Consider the following 19795-nt stretch of genomic DNA (forward strand, 5'->3'; position numbering starts at 1 on the left):
AGCCTATCAGCGCCCGGGCCCGTCCGCCTCCGGCCACGCGCCGCTACGGGCGCTCGACCGAGCGCCACCGCCCGGCCGGCTACCGGTTCCGCCGCCGTTCGCGCTGGTCACCCCTCGGGTCACCCGTTTGGTCGAGTCACATTGTCCCCCGACTTCAGGAGATCACTAGGGTGCCGTCATATCCTGCTCGGATATCGCTTCACATCGCCGCCGAGCAGTCCGGCAGACGGCGTAACCCGGCCGCATCCGGAATCATGAGCTCAGTGCGGGGATCCACACCCACGGGACCGCGCAACCGCGCAATGCAAGCGCCCTTCGGGGCGGACGTGGCCGTTCGACTGGAGATCTACGTGTCCGGGCGCATCGAGGATTACGCACTGATCGGGGACATGCAGACCGCCGCACTGGTCTGCCGGGACGGCTCGGTGGACTGGCTGTGTCTGCCACGTTTCGACTCCCATGCCGTCTTCGCTGGCCTTCTCGGCACCGAGGACCACGGCTTCTGGCGGATCGGCCCGGCGTTCCCGGGGGGCGCCGAGGCCCCTGCCGCGACGCGCCGCCGCTACCGGGGTGATTCGCTGATCCTGGAATCGGAGTGGGAGACGCCGCGCGGCACGGTCCGCGTGATCGACTTCATGCCGCCCCGCGAGGACCACGCACCGCAGCTGGTGCGCATCGTGGAGGGCGTCAGCGGGCGCGTCCCCATGCGCTCCGCGCTGCGCATGCGGTTCAGCTACGGGCGGGTCGTGCCCTGGGTGCACAAGGTCGACGGGCGCACCGTCGCCGTCGCCGGCCCGGACTCGGTCTGGCTGGACACCGACGCGCAGACGTACGGCAAGGACCTGACGACGTACTCCGACTTCACCGTCGGCCCCGGCGACCGGAAGGCCTTCTGCATCAGCTGGCAGCCCTCCCACAAGGGCGCCCCGGAGACCCCCGACGCGCAGGAGGCCCTGGCGACCACCGCCGCGTTCTGGCGCGAGTGGGTCGACCACTGCACCTACCACGGCCCCTACCGCGAGGCCGTGATCCGCTCCCTGATCACCCTCAAGGCGCTCACGTACGGCCCCACCGGCGGCATCGTCGCCGCCCCCACCACCTCGCTCCCGGAGGAGATCGGCGGCGTCCGCAACTGGGACTACCGCTACACGTGGCTGCGCGACGCCGCCATCACCCTCTCCTCGCTGCTGCGCACCGGATACCGCGAGGAAGCCCAGGCCTGGCGCGAGTGGCTGCTGCGCGCGGTCGCCGGCGACCCGGAGAACCTGCAGATCATGTACGGGATCGCGGGCGAGCGGGAACTCGGCGAGACCGATCTGGACTGGCTGCCCGGGTACGAGAACTCCCGCCCGGTCCGGGTCGGCAACGGCGCCGCGCACCAACTCCAGCTGGACGTGTACGGCGAGGTCACCGAGGCCCTGCACCTGGGCCACATGACGGGCCTGGCGCGCAACGACTACGCCTCGGTGCTCCAGTTGAAGCTGATCCGCTACCTGGAGGCCCACTGGGACCAGCCGGACGAGGGCATCTGGGAGGTGCGCGGCCCGCGCCGCCACTTCGTGCACTCGAAGGTGATGGCCTGGGTGGCCGTGGACCGCACGATCAAGCTGATCGAGAGCGGGGACGCGGACGGCCCGCTGGACCGGTGGCGCGAACTGCGCGACGAGATCCACGAGGACGTGTGCGAGAAGGGCTACGACAAGGAGCGCAACACCTTCACCCAGTCGTACGGGTCGAAGGAGCTGGACGCCTCGCTGCTGCTGATCCCGCAGATGGGCTTCCTGCCGCCGGACGACAAGCGGGTGATCGGCACCATCGAGGCGATCCAGCGCGAACTGTCCACGCCCGACGGGTTCATCCTGCGCTACCCGACGACCGGGGAGGAGGCCGGCGTGGACGGGCTCGAGGGCGACGAGGGGGCCTTCCTGGCGTGCTCGTTCTGGATGGCGGACGACCTGGCGATGATCGGCCGCGTCGACGAGGCCCGCCACCTCTTCGAACGGCTGCTGGCGCTCCGCAACGACCTGGGGCTGCTGGCGGAGGAGTGGGACCCGCGCCTCCAGCGCCAGGTCGGCAATTTCCCGCAGGCGTTCAGCCACGTCCCCCTGATCGACACGGCCCTCCGCCTGACGGCGAGCGGCGCGTACGGGGGCTGATCCGGCCCCGCCGGCGTTCGGGGCGCGGGTGGCCCGGGGCAGCGCCCCCGGGCCACCCGCGGCGCACTGCCGCCACCGGCTCCGCCGCGCCCTACGGGCGGCCCCCGCCTACGCTGGATAGGTCCTACGCCTCCTCCGGAAGGAGGGCCGCAGCCATGACTCCCCGTTCGAAGGCCGGCCAGGCCCTGGTCGCGCTCCGCGAGGATCTGGCCGGTGAGGTCTTCGCCCCCGACGATCCCGGGTACGACGAGGCCCGCACGATCTTCAACTCGATGATCGACCGCCGCCCAGCGGTCATCGCCCGCTGCGAGAGCGAGGCGGACGTGGTCACCACCGTCCGTTTCGCCCGCGAGCTGGACCTGCCCGTCGCAGTGCGGGGCGGCGGCCACAGCGTCGCCGGGATGTCCCTCAACGACGGCGGCGTGGTCGTCGACATGCGCCGGATGCAGGAGGTCACCGTCCATCCCGGGGCGAAGGCCGTACGTGTCGGGGGCGGCACGGTGATGAGCGTGCTGGACCGCGCCTGCCAGCCGTACGGGCTCGCCACCACCGGCGGCCGGGTCTCCACCACCGGGGCCACCGGTTTCGTCCTCGGCGGCGGCTCGGGCTGGCTGGACCGGAAGTTCGGGCTGGCCGTGGACAACCTGCTCGGAGTGGACCTGGTCACCGCCGACGGCGCGACCGTGACGGCGACCGCCGAGGACAACCCCGAGCTGTTCTGGGCCCTGCACGGCGGCGGCGGGAACTTCGGGGTCGCAACCTCGGTCACCCTGCGCCTGCACGAGCTGCCGGAGTTCGCCATCTGCCTGCTGCTGTACCCGCCCGAGGCCGGCCCGGAGGTGCTGCGCACCTACCGCGACGTCGTCGAGAACGGCCCCGACGAGGCGGGCGGCGGCATGATCTACCTGACCGCCCCGCCGGAGCCCTTCGTACCGGAACAGCTCGTCGGGACCCTGATGGCGGGCGCGCTGCTCACGTACGCGGGCGGCGAGGAGGCGCTGCGCAGGCTCGCCGGGCCGCTGCTCGCGCTGCCGCACGAGGTGGAGGTGCTCACCGCCCTCCCCTACGCGGACTTCCAGTGCATGCTGGACGACCCGCCGGGCCTGCGGAACTACTGGTCCGCGGAGTACGTGACCGGCCTGCCGGACGAACTCGTCAGCGTCTTCTGCGCGCTCGGCGACGTGATGCCGACGGGCGGGACCCAGCACGTGATGTTCCCGCAGGGCGGGGCCATCGTGGACGGGCCGTCGGAGTTCCCCGTTCCGTACCGGGACGCGCCCTGGGCGGTGCACCCGTTCGGCATCTGGGAGGACGCGGCCGAAGACGAGCGCAACGTGCAGTGGGTGAAGGACGTCCGCGCCCACGTGCAGCCGTGGAGCACCGGCGCGGTCTACCTCAACTTCACCGGCGACGAGGGCGCCGAGCGCGTGACGGCCGGTCTCGGCGCGGAGAATCTGGCCAGGCTGGGCGCGGTGAAGCGGGCGTACGACCCGGACAACGTGTTCCGCTTCAACCACAACATCAAGCCGGCCTGACCCCCTGATAGCGTCCCGCGACATGGACAACCAGGGCGGGATCACCGTTCAGCGGGCACTGGAGCTGCCCGGGCTGCGCAGCGGACTGCCGGAGGTGGTGGCCTGCGCCGACCGCCTCGGCCGGACCGTCCGCTGGGTGCACGCGGGCGAGGTGCCGAACATCGCCTCCCTCCTCAAGGGCGGGGAGCTGCTGCTGACCACGGGACTGGGCCTCGGCACCCGGCCCGCCGAGCAGCGTGCCTTCGTACGGCGCCTCGCGGACCGGGGGATCGCCGCGCTGGTGGTCGAACTGGGCCCGCGCTTCACCCGGCTCCCGGCCACGCTCGTCGAGACGGCGCGGGCGGCCGGGCTCCCGCTCGTCCAGCTGCACCGCGAGGTGCCGTTCGTGGCGGTGACCGAGGAGGTCCACACCGAGATCGTCAACCACCACTACGCCCTGCTCCAGCGGGCCGAGGAGGTCCACCGGCGCTGTACGGAGGCCCTGCTCAGCGGTGGTGGCATCCCCCAAGTCCTGCACATCCTGGCCGACTTCACCGGGAACCCGGTGTTCCTGGAGACCACCGACGGCCAACTCCTGTACGCGGCGGGCCCGGTCTCCGGGGAGGCCGCGGCGGACCCGCTCCAGGTCTGGGAGGGGCTGCGGGGCCAGCGCGAGGCGGAGCCGTCGGCCAACGCGGTGCTGATCGACGTCCCCGGCGGCGGCCACGGCACGGGTTCGGTCCGCGCGCGGGTGGTCCTGCTCGGCGTCTCGGCGCCGCTGCTGCCCGTCCACCGGATGGCGGCGGAGCGGACGGCGGGCGTACTGGCAGTGGTCCTGATGCAGGCCCGTCAGGAGGAGGAACTGGCGGCGCGCGGCCGGGGGGACTTCCTGACGGACCTGGCGGAGGGCCGCATCTCGGCGGAGGACGCCCCGGCGCAGGCCCGCGTACTGGGCTTCAAACCGGGGTCGGGCCCGCTCCTGCCGGTGGTGATGCGGCTGTCCTCGGAGCTGGGCCCGTCGGGCAACTGGGCGGTCCTGGCCAGGGCGGTCCTGGAGGAGCTCGCGTCGGTGGGCGTCCCGGTACTCCTGGGCGTACGCCCGGTGGAAGGCCGAGTACCCCTGCTGGTCTCTCTGCGGACCGAGGCGGAACGCGCGACGGTGGCGGACCGGGTCGCGGCGGCGCTGCGGGCGGGCGTGGAACGGGCGGGCCTGGACCGCGCGGCGGCCCCGCCGGCGGTGGTCGTGGGCGTGGCGGGCGGCTGGGCGGCGGCCTCCTCGGGCCTGCGCCACGCGGCGGAAACGGCAACGGCCGCCCACGGCCTCCCGTCCCGCCCCTGGTACGACGCCCGCCGCCTGGACATCGACCTGCTCCTCTGGCGGCTCCGTGAACACCCCGACCTGGCGGCGTTCGTGGACCGCGCGATCGGAGCACTGCGCACCCACGACACGACGTCCCGCCCCCCGCTCCTCCCCACCCTGGAGACCTACCTGGCCCACGCGGGCCGCAAGGCGGAGACGGCGCGCGAGCTGCACCTCAACCGCCAGACGCTGTACAACCGCCTGGCCCGCATCTCGGAGCTCCTGGGCACCGACCTGGACGACCCGGAGACGGTCCTCTCCCTCAGCCTGGCCCTGCGCGCCCGCCGTCACACTGCTTCTTGACGCGCCGCTCGCACGGCTCGGCGCCAAGGCGCCTCCCCGGCTTCGCGCCGCTGCGCCGAACTCCGTCCGGCGGACCTCGGCCGGGGTCCCTCCCCCGCCGACGTCTCACCACGGCCGGTGGGCGGCTGCGTGTCACGCGCAACAGGGACCGGCCCTTGATCAGCCGCCGGGCCGCCGGGCAGATCCCGGCCTCGGCCGCTGTGCGCTGCCCGTACCCCCTGGCGGCGCGGGCGGGGTCCGGGTGCCGGTGGGTGGCCCTGCGGGGCTTGTCCCCTACCCGCCCTTCCACCGTTCCCTGGAGCTGCGCCCCAGACCCCGGCGACTCCGGCCCGCCGGTATATGAGGCGCGGCTGGACGAGGACCCGCCGGGGCTACTTGCGGCGGTCCATCAACTCGTCGTAGACCGACAGGATCTGGGCCACCGTGTCGTCCTCCGTGGGCCAGCCGGCCGCCTGGGCGTGGCCTGCGGCGGCGAGGGCGGCGCGTCGGGGCGGGTCCGACAGGAGGTCCGTCACCGCCGAGGCCAGTGCGGCCGCGTCCCCGTACGGCACCAGCACCCCCGCGTCCCCGACCAGCTCCGGCACGCCGCCGACCGCCGTCGCGACCAGCGGCACACCCACCCGCATTGCCTCCTGCGCCAGCAGGGACCGCGCCTCCCACCGGCTCGGCAGCACCGCGATGTCCGCCGCCGCCAGCAGCTGCGCCGCATCCCGGCGCCGCCCCAGCAGCCGTACCGGCAGTCCCTCCGCCTCGATCCGCCGGGCCAGCTCGGCCCGCTGCGGGCCCTCCCCGGCGATCACCACCAGCGGCAGCGGCTCCAGCACCCGCCACGCCCGCGCCGCGTCCAGCAGTACGGAATACCCCCGTCGCTCCACCAGGCTGCCGACCGCGATCAGCAACGGCCGTTCCACCGCCCCGAGTTCCGCCCGCACCTTGCCGGGGTCCGCCCCGGCGTCCGGGCCCGCCGCGCCCGCCGGGCCCATCGGCACGGCCACCGGTGCCAGCCGCGCGTCCCGCGCGCCCCGCGCCCGGGCCAGGTCCACCTGGTCCGAGGAGGCGCCCAGCACCACCGCCGCGGCCCGCGCCACGTGCCGCTCCAGCACCCGCCCCAGCCGCCCGAAGGGCCCCTCGGCCGCCGGCCCGCCGCTGTGCCAGGTCACCACCAGCGGTACCCGCCGCCCGCGCAGCGCCAGCGCGGCCCGCATCCCGGCCCGCACTCCGTGCGCATGCACCACGTCCGCCCCGGCGCACACGGCCCGCAGCGCACCCACCGCGTCCGGGGTGAACTGCGCTCCGGCGCCGGTGAAGTCGTACTCCCCCTCCGCCTCGACGGGCGCGCACACCGTGACCCGGACCCCGCGCGCGGCGAGCCCGGTCGTGAGCGACCGTACGTGCGCGCTGCTGCCCGCGCCCGCACCGCCGAGTACTTGGACGGTGCGGAGCGGCGGCCGCCCGTACGGCTGCGCGGGGGCCGGGATCGAGACCGGGGAGCTGCTCACGGCCGAAGCTCCAAGGTGAGGGAGGCAGGGACGTCGCCCAGGATGCCAGTCCGCACGCGCGTTCCGGGACCATACGGGTACGGATCCCGCAGGAGATACCGCGACACACCCCCGCGGCTCACCCACACGGCGTAGCGCCCGTCACCCCGACGCCACCCCCGCGCCACCCCGGGCCTCCCCCCGCGCCACCCGGGCGTCCCGGCGTCCCGGCGGGTCTCCCCCGGACATCCCCGGAACCACGGCAAGGGCCCGGGACGCTCCGCGCGCCCCGGGCCCCGCCCCCGAACCGGCCTGTGCCAGGCCGCCGCTACGCGTCCGCGCGCGCCGCCGCCAGCAGTTCCTCGGCGTGCGCCCGCGCGGAAACCGAGTCCTCGTGCCCGGCCAGCATGCGCGAGAGCTCGCGGATGCGGTCCTCGCCCTCCAGGACGGTGACACCGCTCCGCGTCACCGACCCGTCGTTGGTCTTCTCCACCAGCAGCTGCCGGTCCGCGAAGGCCGCCACCTGCGGCAGGTGCGTGACGACCACGACCTGCGCCGACTTGGCCAGCTTCGCGAGCCGCCGCCCGACCTCGACGGCCGCCTTGCCGCCGACGCCCGCGTCGACCTCGTCGAAGAGGTACGTCGGCACCGGGTCGGAGCCCGCGAACACGACCTCCACCGCCAGCATCACGCGCGACAGCTCACCGCCCGAGGCGCCCTTGGCGATCGGCCGCGGCTGGGCGCCCGGGTGCGGGGCCAGCAGCAGTTCGACCTCGTCCGTGCCCGAGGGCCCGTACGCGACGGGGCGGCCGTCGACCTCCACCCCCTCGGGGTCCGCCACCTGCCGGATGTCGATCGTCACCCGCGCGTGCGGCATCGCCAGCGACGCCAGCTCCTCCGTGACGGCCGACGCGAACCGCGTCGCCGCCTCCACCCGCGCGTCCGTCAGCGCCTGCGCCAGCAGCGACAGTTCGGCCCGCAGCCCGTCCCGCTCGGCGGTCAGCTCCGTGATCCGCTCGTCGTCGCCGTCCAGTTCCAGCAGCCGCGCCGAACCCCGCTCGGCCCACTCCAGTACGGAGTCGATCGAGTCGCCGTACTTGCGCGTCAGCTGGGTCAGGGCCGCCCGCCGCTCCTCCACCGCGGCCAGCCGCAGCGGATCGGCGTCCAGGTCGTCGGCGTAGCCGGCCAGCTCCCCGGCCACGTCGGCCAGCAGGATCCCGAGCTCCCCGATGCGCTCCGCGAGCGCTCCGAGCGCCGCGTCGTGCGACCGTACGGCGTCCAGGGCCCGGTGGGCTCCCGCGACGAGCGTGTTCGCGTCGACGCCCTCCGGGTCCTCGACGTTGCCGGCGAGCGCCGCGTGTGCGATCTGCGCCGCCGAGGCCAGCGACTCGGCGTGGCCGAGCCGTTCGGCCTCGGCCGCCAGCTCCACGTCCTCCCCGGCCAGCGGCTCCACGGCCGCGATCTCCTCGAGGCCGAAGCGGAGCAGATCGGCCTCCTGGGCCCGTTCCCGGGCCCGGGTGGTGATCTCGTCGAGCTCTACGGCCACCGCGCGCAGCCGCCGGTAGGCAGCCCCGTACTTCTCCAGCGGGACGGCGACGGCATCGCCCGCGTACCGGTCGAGGGCCTGGCGCTGCCGGGCCGGCCGCAGCAGGCCCTGCTGGTCGGTCTGCCCGTGTACGGCGACCAGGTCGTCCGCGAGCTCGCCGAGCAGGCCGACGGGCACGGAGCGGCCGCCGACGTGGGCGCGCGAACGCCCCTCGGCGGACACGGTCCGGCTGATCAGCAGGGTGCCGTCGTCGAGCTCGGCCCCGGCCTCCTCCGCGCGTACGGCGGCGGGCGCGTCGGGGCGCATGACGATGCGGCCCTCCACGACCGCCGCCTTGGCCCCGATCCGTACCAGGGCCGGGTCGGCGCGACCGCCGAGCAGCAGGCCGAGGCTGGTGACGACCATCGTCTTGCCCGCGCCGGTCTCGCCGGTCACCGCGGTGAAACCGGGCGACAGCTCGACCACCGCGTCGTCGATGACCCCGAGCGACCGTATCCGCATCTCCTCAAGCACGGGACGACGATACCGAGGTTTCACCGGTGCCATGTGACGTCACCCGTCGAGAGTTTCCCGAACGCATGTGCTATTAGGTGGGCTCTCAGTGAGGCGCCCCACGCCAGCCCGACACCGGCAGCGCGAACTTCGCGACCAGCCGGTCCGTGAACGAAGCGTGGTGCAGCCGGGCGAGCCGCACCGGCACCGCCCCGCGCCGGACCTCCACGCGGGCGCCGGCCGGCAGCTCCAGCATCCGGCGGCCGTCGCACCACAGCACCCCGTGCGGTACCCCCTGCTGCACCTCCACCGCCAGCACCGAGTCCGGCGAGGTCACCAGCGGCTTCGCGAACAGCGCGTGGGCGCTGATCGGCACCATCAGCAGCGCCTCCACCTCCGGCCAGACCACCGGCCCGCCCGCGGAGAAGGCGTACGCCGTCGAACCCGTCGGCGTCGCACAGACGATCCCGTCACAGCCGAAGCCGGACACCGGGCGCCCGTCGATCTCCAGGACCACCTCGAGCATCCGCTCGGGGGACACCTTCTGGACGGCGGCCTCGTTCAGCGCCCAGTCCCGGTGGACGACGTCGCCGTTCGTCCGTACGAGCACGTCGAGCGTCATCCGCTCCTCGACCTCGTACGCACGCGTCACGACCCGGTCCACGACCTTGTCCAGGTCGTCCCGCTCGGCCTCCGCGAGGAAGCCCACCCGGCCCAGGTTCACGCCCAGCATCGGCACCCCGGAGCCGCGCGCGAACTCCGCGCCGCGCAGCAGGGTCCCGTCGCCGCCCAGCACGATCAGCAGCTCACAGCCCTCGAGCACCGCGGGGGTGCATTCGGAGACCAGCTCCACCTCGGGCGGCAGCGGCAGGTCTCTCGCCTCGTACTCCACGACCCGTACGCCCAGCCCGCTCTTCAGCAGGCCCTGCACGACCAGCTCGGCGCTGCGGATGGCCGCAGGCCGCCCTGTATGCGCGAGCAGGAAGACCGTCCGCCCCGTCGAACCAGACGTCTCCGATGTACCCGGTGTATCCGCTGAATCAGTCACTGCGGCCCCTCCGCCACTGCACGGTCAACATCCGCCGGGTCGAGTGCCGGTGCCCCCGCCCGCAGCCACAGAAAGTACTCGACGTTCCCCGACGGACCCGGCAGCGGACTCGCGGTCACCCCGAGAACACCGAGCCCCAGCTTCGCCGCCCGGGCCGCCACCTCGCGCACGGCCTCCGCCCGCAGCTCCGGGCTGCGCACGACGCCGCCGCTGCCGAGGCGGTCCTTGCCGACCTCGAACTGCGGCTTGACCATCAGCACCAGGTCCGCGTCCGGGGCGCAGCAGCGCACCAGTGCCGGCAGCACCAGGCCGATGGAGATGAAGGACAGGTCGCCGACGACGAGGTCGACCGGGAGCCCGTCGAGCTGCTCGACCGTCAGCTCGCGGACGTTCGTACGGTCCTTGACGGTGACCCGGTCGTCGCTCTGCAGCGACCAGGCGAGCTGCCCGTAGCCGACGTCGACGGCCATGACGTGGGCCACGCCCGCGCGCAGCAGCACGTCGGTGAACCCGCCGGTGGAGGCGCCGGCGTCGAGCGCCCGGCGGCCCTCGACGGCCAGCCCCTGCGGCTGGAAGGCCTCCAGCGCACCGGCCAGCTTGTGGCCGCCCCGGGACACGTAGTCGGGGTCGCTGTCGTCCTTGAGGACCACCAGGGCCGCGCTGGTCTCGACCTGGGTGGCCGCCTTGGTCGCGGTGGCGCCGCCGACGGTCACCCGGCCCGCGGCGATCAGCTGGGCGGCGTGCTCGCGCGAGCGGGCCATGCTGCGGCGTACCAGTTCGGCGTCCAGGCGGCGGCGTGCCACTCCTGCCACGTTCGGTTCAGCTCCTGTTTTCGTACGGTCCGGGGACGGGCGGTGCGTCCAGCGCGGTCAGCGCGTCGCGCAACCCCCTGTGCACATCCTCGTACACCGCGACGTGTCCGTCCGCCGTGAGGTGATCGGCGTCGGCCAGCCGCTCCAGGTGCGCGTCGACCCCGGCATGGCCGGTGGGCGTGCGGACGAGGCCGAGGGGATCGGGCCCGGCGGGGCCGAGCGCAGGCTCGGGAGCCGCCTCCCCCGATACGCCGGATGCATCGGATGCATCCGTTTCATCTGGAACATCCGATACGTCCGGTACGCTCGCCACCGCTTCGGCCAAGTCGTCGGTCATGCCCCGACGCTACCCCGAAGCACCCGGGCGGCCGCGCACGGCTCTGCGGTACGGTCGAGATCACGATGGCTACGATCGATGAGTGCCGAGCAGCACTCGACCAACTCTCCGGCAACCTCGCACGGGCCGACGGCGACGTGCGCGGCGCTGCCGCGCTGGACCGCTCCCTGAGCTGCCACATCACCGACCTGGACCAGACCTTCACGGGCCGCCTCGACGGCGGCCGGATCCGGGTCGACGCGGTCTCCCCGGGCCCGCCCGCCGCCAAGGCCGAGATCCGGCTCGCGATGAGCGGCGACGACCTGGTCGCGATGGTCGCGGGCGAGCTGAAGTTCGCCAGGGCCTGGGCCTCCGGCCGAGTCCGCCTGGAAGCCGGCTTCCGCGACCTGCTCCGCCTCAAGAGCCTGCTCTGACCCGGCTCCCGCCGGCTTCTGAGGTGCGGGGCCGGGGGCGGGGCCCCCGGCAACGGCGCCGCACGGACGCCAGGGGCTGCGCCCGGACCTCAGCCCGCGGCGCCGGAGCCCGCCAAGCGCCCGGCCAGTGGCCTGCGCGCAGCCGGGATCACCAGCGGCGTCCCCGTCTCCGGATCGTCGATGATCTGGCAGCGCAGCCCGAACACCTCCTCCACCAGCTCCGCCGTGACCACCTCGGCCGGCGGCCCCTCCGCGACGACCTTGCCGCCCCGCATCGCGATCAGGTGCGTGGCGTACCGAGCCGCATGGTTCAGATCGTGCAGCACCGCCACCAGCGTCCGCCCCTGCGTCTCGTGCAGCTCCGCGCACAGGTCCAGCACGTCGATCTGGTGCTGGATGTCCAGGTACGTGGTCGGCTCGTCCAGCAGCAGCAGCGGCGTCTGCTGCGCCAGCGCCATCGCGATCCACACGCGCTGTCGCTGCCCGCCCGACAGCTCGTCCACCGACCGGTCCGCGAGCTCGGCGACCCCGGTCGAGGCCATCGACTCGAGGACGATCCGCTCGTCCTCCGGCGACCATTGCCGCAGCAGCCCCTGGTGCGGGTACCGGCCCCGCGAGACCAGGTCGGCGACGGTGATCCCGTCCGGCGCGATCGAGGACTGCGGCAGCAGGCCCAGCGTCTTGGCGACCTTCTTGGCCGGCATCGACCCGATGGCCTGCCCGTCCAGCAGCACCTGCCCGGCGGACGGCTTCAGCATCCGCGACAGGGCCCGCAGCAGCGTGGACTTGCCGCAGGCGTTGGGGCCGACGATCACCGTGAAGGAGTGGTCGGGGATCTCCACCGACAGGTTCTCGGCGATGACCCGCTGCTCGTAGCCGAGGGTCACGTTCTGCGCGGTCAGCCGCTGCACGTGCGTACTCCTTGAGTTGCTCATATACGTGCTCATATACGTCCCGCCCGGCGCTCGGTGACGAGCAGCCAGAGCAGATAGACACCGCCGACCAGCCCGGTCACCACACCCACCGGCAGCTGGTCGGCGCCGAAGGCGCGCTGCGAGGCCCAGTCGGACACGAGCAGCAGGACGGAGCCCATCAGCGCGCCGGTGAGCAGGTTCGACCCGGGCGAGCGGGTCAGGCGCCGGGCCAGCTGGGGCGCGGCCAGCGCGACGAAGGAGATCGGTCCGGCGGCCGCGGCGGCCGCGGTGGTCAGCAGGACGGCCGCCAGCATCAGCAGCATCCGCGTACGTTCCACCCGTACCCCGAGGGCGTACGCGGCGTCGTCGCCCATCTCCATCATCCGCAGGGCCCGGCCCTGCCCGAGCACCAGCGGGAACAGCACCGCGCAGGTCCCCAGCAGGGGCCAGACCTGGCTCCAGTCCCGGCCGGCGAGCGAGCCGGTCAGCCAGACCATCGCCCGGGTGGCCTCGACGAGCTGGGCCTTGGTCAGCAGGTAGTTGATGACGGCGACGAGCATCGCCGAAGCGCCGATGCCGACCAGCACCAGCCGGTAGCCGTGGATGCCGCGCTTGTACGACAGCAGGTAGACGAGGACGCCGGTGAGCAGCCCGCCCACCAGCGCGCCCGACGCCACCTCGGTCGCGCCGCCCTTGAACAGGACGATCACGGTGAGCGCGCCGACCGAGGAGCCGTAGCTGAAGCCGAGCAGGTCCGGGGAGCCGAGCGGGTTGCGGGAGACGGACTGGAAGACCGAGCCGGCCATGCCGAGGGCGGCACCGACCAGCAGGGCGACCAGCACCCGCGGCAGTCGCAGGTCGTTGACGATGAAGTCGTGCGCCGGCGTGCCGTTGCCCAGCAGGGTCTGTACGACGTCCCACGGCGCGATCTCGAAGTCGCCGGTGCCGATGAGTACGACGCCCATGGACAGCGCGGCCACGGTGAGCAGCAGCCCGACCGTCAGCGCACGCGGCTCCAGCCGCAGGGACAGCCCGCCGGGGCCGCGCAGGGGACGGGATCCGGGCTTGTCCGCCCGAAGGTCGACGGTCACAGCTGGGCCATCCTCTTGCGCCGGACGAGGTAGATGAACACGGGTCCGCCGATCAGCGCGGTGACGATGCCGACCTGGAGCTCGGCGGGCCGGGTGACGACCCGGCCGATGACGTCCGCGCCCAGCAGCAGCACCGGCGAGAGGACCGCCGAGTAGGCGAGCACCCACCGCATGTCGGGCCCGGTGATGAGCCGCACCAGGTGCGGGATCATCAGCCCGATGAAGACGATCGGCCCGCAGGCGGCGGTCGCCGCCCCGCACAGCAGGGTGATGGCGGCCATGGCGCCGATCCGGGTCCGCGTCAGGTGGGCGCCGAGGGCCCGCGCGGTGTCGTCGCCCATGGCCATCGCGTTGAGCGGCCGGCCCAGCGACAGCGCGATCACAGCGCCCACCAGCAGGAAGGGCGCGACCTGTCGGACGGTGTCCATGTTCGCGGAGGCCAGCGAGCCCACGGTCCAGAAGCGGAGCTTGTCCAGCGCCTTGCTGTCCATCAGCTGCACGGCGTTGATGTAGCCGACCAGGGCCGCGCTGGCCGCCGTACCGGCGAGCGCGAGGCGCACCGGCGTCGCGCTGCGGCTGCCGCCGAGCACGTAGACCACGACGGAGACGACGGCGGCGCCCAGGAAGGCCCACCACACGAACTCGCTGAGCGAGGAGGCCCCGAGGAAGGTGATCGCCGAGACCACGGCGGCCGCGGCACCCGCGTTGACGCCGAGGATCCCCGGCTCGGCCAGCGGATTGCGGGTCAGCGCCTGCATCACCGCACCGGACAGGCCGAGCCCGAGCCCGACCATCAGCCCGAGGAGGGTGCGCGGGACCCGCAGATCGCGCACCACCACGTCGGAGGGCGTCCCCGCGTAGTGGAACAGGCCGTGCCAGACCTGGTCGAGGGGCATCTGCTTGGCGCCCACGGCGATGCTCGCCACCACGATCAGGGCCAGCACCGCGAGGGCGCCGAGCAGACCGGCGGCGCGCGCCGCATGGCGCGGGCGGACGGCGGCGACCGGCGCCGCGCTCTGTTCAGGGGGACTCTCGACCAACACGGAAGTTAGGTTAGCCTACCCTGCTCCTGATCTGGCCTTCAGGATCCGCCGGCCTCCTCGCGGCCGCACCGCGCAGGCCCCGCCCATGTCCCGCGCAGGCCCGCCCATGTCCCGCGCAGGCCCCTGCCGAACGCCCCGGCGCCCTCGCCTGCGGTCCGATCCGTCTACAGCCCGATCCGGGCCAGCGCCTTCCCCGCGTCCAGCGCGCACGCGCCCTCGCCGGCCTGCGTCCAGGCCGCCGCGCACAGCGCCCGCAGCCCGTCGACCGGATCGCCCTCGCCCCGCAGCTCCAGTACGCCCGCCGCAGCCACCGCGGTCCAGCCCCCGCAGCGGAAGCCCTCCCCGGCCGCCACGACCTCCGGCTGGCCCGTCAGCAGCCCGCGCAGATCCCGGTCCACGTACGTCGGCCGGTGCCGCGGCTCGGCCCGCAGCAGCTGCGCCGCGTCCGTCACCCCGGTCAGCACCAGCAGCGAGTCCACCTCCCCGTTGAAGGCCCCCTCGATGTCCGTGTCCAGCCGGTCCCCGACCACCAGCGGCCGCTCCGCCCCGGTCCGCAGCACCGTCTCCCGGTGCATCGGGGGCAGCGGCTTACCCGCCACCTGCGGCTCCGCGCCCGTGGCGATCCGTACGACCTCCACCGCGGCCCCGTTCCCGGGGCCGATCCCGCGCGCCCCCGGAATCGTCAGATCGGTGTTCGACGCGTACCACGGCACCCCGCGGTGGATCGCGTACGAGGCCTCCGCGAACCGTGACCACGGCAGATCCGGGCCCCCGTACCCCTGGACGACCGCCGCGAGGCCCTCCTCGTCGCCGGACTCCACCGGCACCAGCCCCCGCTCGCGCAGCGCGACCCGCAGCCCCTCGCCGCCGATGACCAGCACCTTCGACCCCGGCTCCACCTGCTCCGAGATCAGCCGGGCCACGGCCTGCGCCGAGGTGATCACCTCGCCGGGCTCGGTCGGGATCCCCAGCTCGCCCAGGTGCTCGGCAACCGCGTCGGGGGTGCGCAGCGCATTGTTCGTGACGTACGCGAGGTGCATCCCGCCGGCCCGGGCCGCGGCGAGGGACTCCGCCGCGTACGCGATGGCCTCGCCGCCCGCGTACACGACGCCGTCCAGGTCCAGCAGGGCCGTGTCGTACGCCTGGTGCAGGCTGCGCTCGCTGCCCGCCGGACTCGTCCTGCTCTGCCGGGTCATCCTGTCGGCTCCCTGTCCGTTCGGTCCTCGATCGGCCTCGGTTGCATTTGCGCCGAGGTCTTCCTCACCCGATCATCCCGCATCGCGAGACGCGTCTTACCATGCACCAATGACCACATCTGGTACTGCGGACGACGGGCTGCGCCTGATCCCCTTCCATGGACTGCGCTACGTCCCGGAGCGTGTCGGCAGCCTGGCCGCCGTCACCTCACCGCCGTACGACGTGGTCGTACGCCCCGACGGCGTCGACCACCTCGAGTCCGCCGACCCGCACAACATCGTCCGCCTGATCCTTCCGCAGGCCGACACCCCTGCCGCGCGCAACGAACAGGCCGCGCGCACCCTGCACGACTGGCTCGCCAAGGGCATCCTCAGCGCCGACCCCGAGCCGGCGCTCTACGTCTACGAGCAGCGCAAGGCCGGCCTGCTCCAGCGCGGCGTCATCGGCGCCCTCGCCCTGACGCAGCCCGACGCGGGCATCGTGCTCCCGCACGAGGACGTCATGCCGGACGTGGTCACCGACCGGGCCGGCCTGATGCGTGCTGCGTCGGCCAATCTCGAGCCGCTCCTGCTCACCTACCGCGGCGACGATCCCGCGGCCGGGGCTGCGGAGGTGGTCGAGCGGACCGCCGGGGGCCCGCCCCTGCTGGCCACCACCACCGAGGACGGCTTCCGGCACCGGCTCTGGGCCATCACCGACCCCGCCGACCTGGCCGCCGTCACCGCCGACCTGGGCCACCGCCAGGCCCTCATCGCCGACGGACACCACCGCTGGGCGACGTACCTGCGCCTCCAGGAGGAGCACCAGTCCCCCACCGCATGGGACTTCGGCCTGGTCCTCCTCGTCGACACGGCCCGCTACCCGCTCCAGGTTCGCGCGATCCACCGGATGCTGCGCCGCCTCCCGCTCGCGGACGCCCTGGCCGCCGTCGAGGGCCGCTTCCGGGTCCGCCCGGTCGAGGGCCCGCTGCCGCTCGCCCTGGAGGCCCTCGCCGACGCCGCGGAGCGGGGCAACGCCTTCCTCCTGACCGGCGACGGGACCTTCCACCTGGTCACCGACCCGGACCTGGACCTTCTCGAGCGCACCGTACGCCGCGACCGCCCCGAGGCCTGGCGCCGGCTCGACGCGACCGTCCTGCACGCGACGCTGCTCGACGCCCTGTGGCAGATCCCCGACACCCCGGACCAGATCACGTACATCCACGACGCGGCGGCCACCGTCGCCATGGCCGAGCGCCACGGCGGCACCGCGGTCCTGCTGCACCCCGTACGGGAGGAAGTCGTCCGGGACCTGGCCCGCCAGGGCGTGACGATGCCCCGCAAGTCCACCTCCTTCGGACCGAAGCCGGCCACGGGCCTGGTGCTGCGCAGCCTGGACTGACCGCGGACGCGAAAAAGGGCGGTACCCCCGGAGGGGTACCGCCCTTTCTCAATCGAGCCGATTCAGCGCTCAGCCCTTGTCGCGGGCCTGGTCCTGCTCGTCGTCCCGGTCCTGCTCGTTGTCCCGGTCCTCGTCCTCGACGACGACGATCTCGTCGGTGACGTCGACGTCGGCGTCCGCTTCGGACCGCTCGAGGGGCTCGTACTCCTCGTCGTCCTCGTCGTAGTACTCGGCCTGGTCGGACGCGCGCTCGGCGGCAGCCACCTCGGCGTCGTCCTGCTCGTCGTCCTCGTCGTCGATCTCGTCCGGCTCATCGCCGACGAGCGCGTCGACGAACTCGACCCCGTCCAGCTCGGCGAGCCGGTCGGAGGCGTCCATCGAGCCGTCCTTGTCGGCCTCGACCGTCTTGGCGAACCACTCGCGCGCCTCGTCCTCACGGCCGGCCGCCAGCAGGGCGTCGGCGTAGGCGTACCGCAGACGCGCGGTCCACGGCTGGACGGAGTGGGAGGCCAGCTCCGGGCTCTGCAGGGTCACGATGGCGGCTTCGAGCTGCCCCATGTCCCGTCGCGCACCGGCGGCGACCAGGCGCATCTCGACCTGGCCGGCCTTGTCCAGCTTCTGCACCTCGGGCTCGCCGGCCATGGCCAGCGCGCGCTCGGGGCGGCCGAGGCCGCGCTCGCAGTCGGCCATGACGGGCCACAGCTCGACGGATCCGGTCATGCGCTTGGCGGCGCGGAACTCCGCGAGCGCCTCGCTGTACTTCTGCGTGGCGTACGCGGCGAAGCCGGCGGCCTCGCGCACGGCGGCGACACGGGAGGCCAGGCGCAGGGCGATGCGCGAGTACGCGTACGCCTGCTCCGGGTCCTCGTCGATCAGCCGGGCCACCATGACCAGGTTCCGGGAGACCTCCTCGGCCAGCCCCTTGGGCAGGCTCAGGAGCTCCTGGCGGACGTCGGCGTCGATCTCGAGACCGGTGACGTCCTCGTCGATCGGAAGCCGCTTGACCGGGTCCCGGTCGCGGTCCGCACGGTAGTCGCGGTCGCCGCCACGGTCATCACGGCCGCCACGGTAGCCACCGCGGTCACCACCGCGGTCATCGCGGCCGCGGAATCCGCCACGGTCGCCACCGCGGTCGTCGCGGCGCGGGTACGACGGGCGGTCGCCGCCACGGTCGTCACGACCGCCACGGAAACCACCACGGTCGTCATCACGACGCGGGTACGAAGGACGCCCACCACGGTCGTCGTCGCGACGCGGGTACGAGGGACGCTCGCCACCGCGGTCATCGCGGCGGAAACCGCCACCGGCGGGACGCTCGCCGCGGTCGTCACGGCGCGGGTAGCTCGGACGGTCGCCGCCACGGTCATCGCGGCGCGGGTAGGACGGGCGGTCGCCGCCACGGTCGTCACGGCGCGGGTAGGACGGACGGTCGCCGCCACGGTCGTCACGACCACCGCGGAAACCACCACGGTCGTCATCACGACGCGGGTACGAAGGACGCTCGCCCCGGTCATCGCGACGGAAACCGCCGCCGGCGCCGGCGCCACCGGTAGGCCGGCCACCGCGGTCGTCACGACGGGGGTACGAGGGGCGCTCGCCACCGCGGTCATCGCGACGCGGGTAGGACGGACGGTCGCCGCCACGGTCGTCACGACCGCCACGGAAACCACCACGGTCGTCATCACGACGCGGGTACGAGGGACGCTCGCCACCGCGGTCATCGCGACGGAAGCCACCGCCGGCGGGGCGGTCACCACGGTCGTCGCGGCGCGGGTAGCTCGGACGGTCGCCGCCACGGTCGTCACGACGCGGGTAGGACGGACGGTCCTCACGGCCGCGGAAGCCGCCGCCGGTCGGACGGTCGCCACCGCGGTCGTCACGGCGGAAGCCGCCGCCACCGCCGCCGGAGGGACGCTCGCCACGGTCGTCGCGGCGCGGGTACGACGGACGGTCGCCGCCACGGTCGTCACGACCGCCACGGAAACCACCGCGGTCGTCATCACGACGCGGGTACGAGGGACGCCCACCGCGGTCGTCATCACGACGCGGGAAGCTCGGACGGTCGCCACCGCGGTCATCGCGACGGAAACCGCCGCCACCGCCGCCGGAAGGACGCTCGCCACGGTCGTCGCGGCGCGGGTACGACGGACGGTCGCCGCCACGGTCGTCACGACCACCGCGGAAACCACCACGGTCGTCATCACGACGCGGGTACGAGGGACGGTCGCCACCGCGGTCATCGCGACGGAAACCGCCGCCACCGCCGCCGGAGGGACGGCCACCGCGGTCGTCACGGCGGAAACCGCCGCCACCGCCGGCGCCACCAGCGCCACCGGTCGGCCGGCCACCGCGGTCGTCGCGGCGGAAGCCACCACGGTCACCGCCACGGTCGTCACGGCCCCCGCGGTAGCCGCCCCTGTCACCGCCGTCGTTGCGCCGAGGCTCGCGCTCCGGACGATCGTCGGGAGAGTTGGACATGGGTGTGACTCCTGTCTTCGGGGTACCGCTAGTCATTCTCGCGCAACCAACCCATGGCCGCGCTTCGGCGTAAAGAGGTGAAAAACAAAAAAGGACCCTTGGTCCAGCGTTGAACGCTGGACCAAGGGTCCTTTGAAAGATTGTTCGGCGGCGTCCTACTCTCCCACAGGGTCCCCCCTGCAGTACCATCGGCGCTGAAAGGCTTAGCTTCCGGGTTCGGAATGTAACCGGGC

15 protein-coding genes, 1 rRNA gene and 1 pseudogene are annotated in these 19795 nt (G+C 73.7%); 5 read left to right on the top strand and 12 right to left on the bottom strand.

What is annotated here, in order from left to right; all coding sequences use genetic code 11:
• Positions 1-302: 302 nt before the first annotated feature.
• The 3 genes from ACZ5WG_RS34355 to ACZ5WG_RS34365 all read left to right on the top strand — a co-directional run bounded on the left by ACZ5WG_RS34355 (position 303) and on the right by ACZ5WG_RS34365 (position 5333).
• Positions 303-2156 (top strand): glycoside hydrolase family 15 protein, encoded by a 1854-nt coding sequence (locus ACZ5WG_RS34355; RefSeq protein ID WP_468728339.1) that lies wholly within the window; start codon positions 303-305, stop codon positions 2154-2156.
• A gap of 155 nt (positions 2157-2311) precedes the next feature.
• Positions 2312-3691: an FAD-binding protein gene (locus tag ACZ5WG_RS34360; RefSeq protein WP_468728341.1), complete on the top strand. Its 1380-nt coding sequence runs from the start codon at positions 2312-2314 to the stop codon at positions 3689-3691.
• Between the two features lie 22 nt (positions 3692-3713).
• Positions 3714-5333, top strand: coding sequence for a PucR family transcriptional regulator (locus tag ACZ5WG_RS34365; RefSeq protein WP_468728342.1), 1620 nt, complete (start codon positions 3714-3716; stop codon positions 5331-5333).
• A 371-nt stretch (positions 5334-5704) separates the two neighbouring features.
• Here the strand turns inward: ACZ5WG_RS34365 and ACZ5WG_RS34370 are convergent, their stop codons facing one another.
• The 5 genes from ACZ5WG_RS34370 to ACZ5WG_RS34390 form a co-directional block, all read right to left on the bottom strand.
• Positions 5705-6832, bottom strand: coding sequence for a glycosyltransferase family 4 protein (locus ACZ5WG_RS34370; protein ID WP_468728344.1), 1128 nt, complete (start codon positions 6830-6832; stop codon positions 5705-5707).
• Between the two features lie 307 nt (positions 6833-7139).
• Positions 7140-8903 carry a DNA repair protein RecN gene (gene recN, locus ACZ5WG_RS34375; RefSeq protein WP_468728346.1) on the bottom strand — a complete coding sequence of 588 codons (1764 nt, stop codon included), beginning with the start codon at positions 8901-8903 and terminating at the stop codon, positions 7140-7142.
• A gap of 52 nt (positions 8904-8955) precedes the next feature.
• Positions 8956-9897 carry an NAD kinase gene (locus ACZ5WG_RS34380; RefSeq protein ID WP_468728348.1) on the bottom strand — a complete coding sequence of 314 codons (942 nt, stop codon included), beginning with the start codon at positions 9895-9897 and terminating at the stop codon, positions 8956-8958.
• Positions 9894-10709, bottom strand: coding sequence for a TlyA family RNA methyltransferase (locus ACZ5WG_RS34385; protein ID WP_468728350.1), 816 nt, complete (start codon positions 10707-10709; stop codon positions 9894-9896). The genes ACZ5WG_RS34380 and ACZ5WG_RS34385 overlap by 4 nt, the downstream gene beginning before the upstream one ends.
• Positions 10710-10716: 7 nt before the next feature.
• Positions 10717-11046 (bottom strand): hypothetical protein, encoded by a 330-nt coding sequence (locus ACZ5WG_RS34390; protein ID WP_468728351.1) that lies wholly within the window; start codon positions 11044-11046, stop codon positions 10717-10719.
• Between the two features lie 65 nt (positions 11047-11111).
• Between ACZ5WG_RS34390 and ACZ5WG_RS34395 the strand changes: the two genes are divergently transcribed.
• Positions 11112-11459, top strand: coding sequence for an SCP2 sterol-binding domain-containing protein (locus ACZ5WG_RS34395; protein WP_468728352.1), 348 nt, complete (start codon positions 11112-11114; stop codon positions 11457-11459).
• Positions 11460-11548: 89 nt separating this feature from the next.
• Here the strand turns inward: ACZ5WG_RS34395 and ACZ5WG_RS34400 are convergent, their stop codons facing one another.
• From ACZ5WG_RS34400 to ACZ5WG_RS34415, 4 genes are all read right to left on the bottom strand, one after another.
• Positions 11549-12406 (bottom strand): ABC transporter ATP-binding protein, encoded by an 858-nt coding sequence (locus ACZ5WG_RS34400; RefSeq protein ID WP_468728354.1) that lies wholly within the window; start codon positions 12404-12406, stop codon positions 11549-11551.
• Entirely contained in the window at positions 12403-13464 is a 1062-nt protein-coding gene (locus ACZ5WG_RS34405; protein WP_468728355.1) for a FecCD family ABC transporter permease, read from the bottom strand. Before ACZ5WG_RS34405 ends, ACZ5WG_RS34400 begins: the two co-directional genes overlap by 4 nt.
• Positions 13461-14507, bottom strand: a complete 1047-nt coding sequence (locus tag ACZ5WG_RS34410) for a FecCD family ABC transporter permease (protein ID WP_468728356.1) — start codon at positions 14505-14507, stop codon at positions 13461-13463. Before ACZ5WG_RS34410 ends, ACZ5WG_RS34405 begins: the two co-directional genes overlap by 4 nt.
• Before the next feature lie 164 nt (positions 14508-14671).
• Positions 14672-15703, bottom strand: a complete 1032-nt coding sequence (locus ACZ5WG_RS34415) for an HAD hydrolase-like protein (RefSeq protein WP_468728358.1) — start codon at positions 15701-15703, stop codon at positions 14672-14674.
• Between the two features lie 109 nt (positions 15704-15812).
• Here ACZ5WG_RS34415 and ACZ5WG_RS34420 point away from each other — a divergent pair, with 109 nt between their 5' ends.
• Positions 15813-17084, top strand: a complete 1272-nt coding sequence (locus tag ACZ5WG_RS34420; RefSeq protein WP_468728359.1) for a DUF1015 family protein — start codon at positions 15813-15815, stop codon at positions 17082-17084.
• 69 nt (positions 17085-17153) lie between these two features.
• Here ACZ5WG_RS34420 and ACZ5WG_RS34425 read toward each other — a convergent pair whose 3' ends face one another.
• The 3 genes and pseudogenes from ACZ5WG_RS34425 to rrf form a co-directional block, all read right to left on the bottom strand.
• Positions 17154-18020 carry a tetratricopeptide repeat protein gene (locus ACZ5WG_RS34425; RefSeq protein WP_468728378.1) on the bottom strand — a complete coding sequence of 289 codons (867 nt, stop codon included), beginning with the start codon at positions 18018-18020 and terminating at the stop codon, positions 17154-17156.
• Between the two features lie 72 nt (positions 18021-18092).
• A pseudogene (locus ACZ5WG_RS34430) lies at positions 18093-19118 on the bottom strand (hypothetical protein); the annotation flags it as partial.
• A gap of 586 nt (positions 19119-19704) precedes the next feature.
• Positions 19705-19795: ribosomal RNA gene (gene rrf / locus ACZ5WG_RS34435) — 5S ribosomal RNA — on the bottom strand; the annotation flags it as partial.

This window comes from Streptomyces sp. NPDC032745 (genome assembly GCF_055579465.1).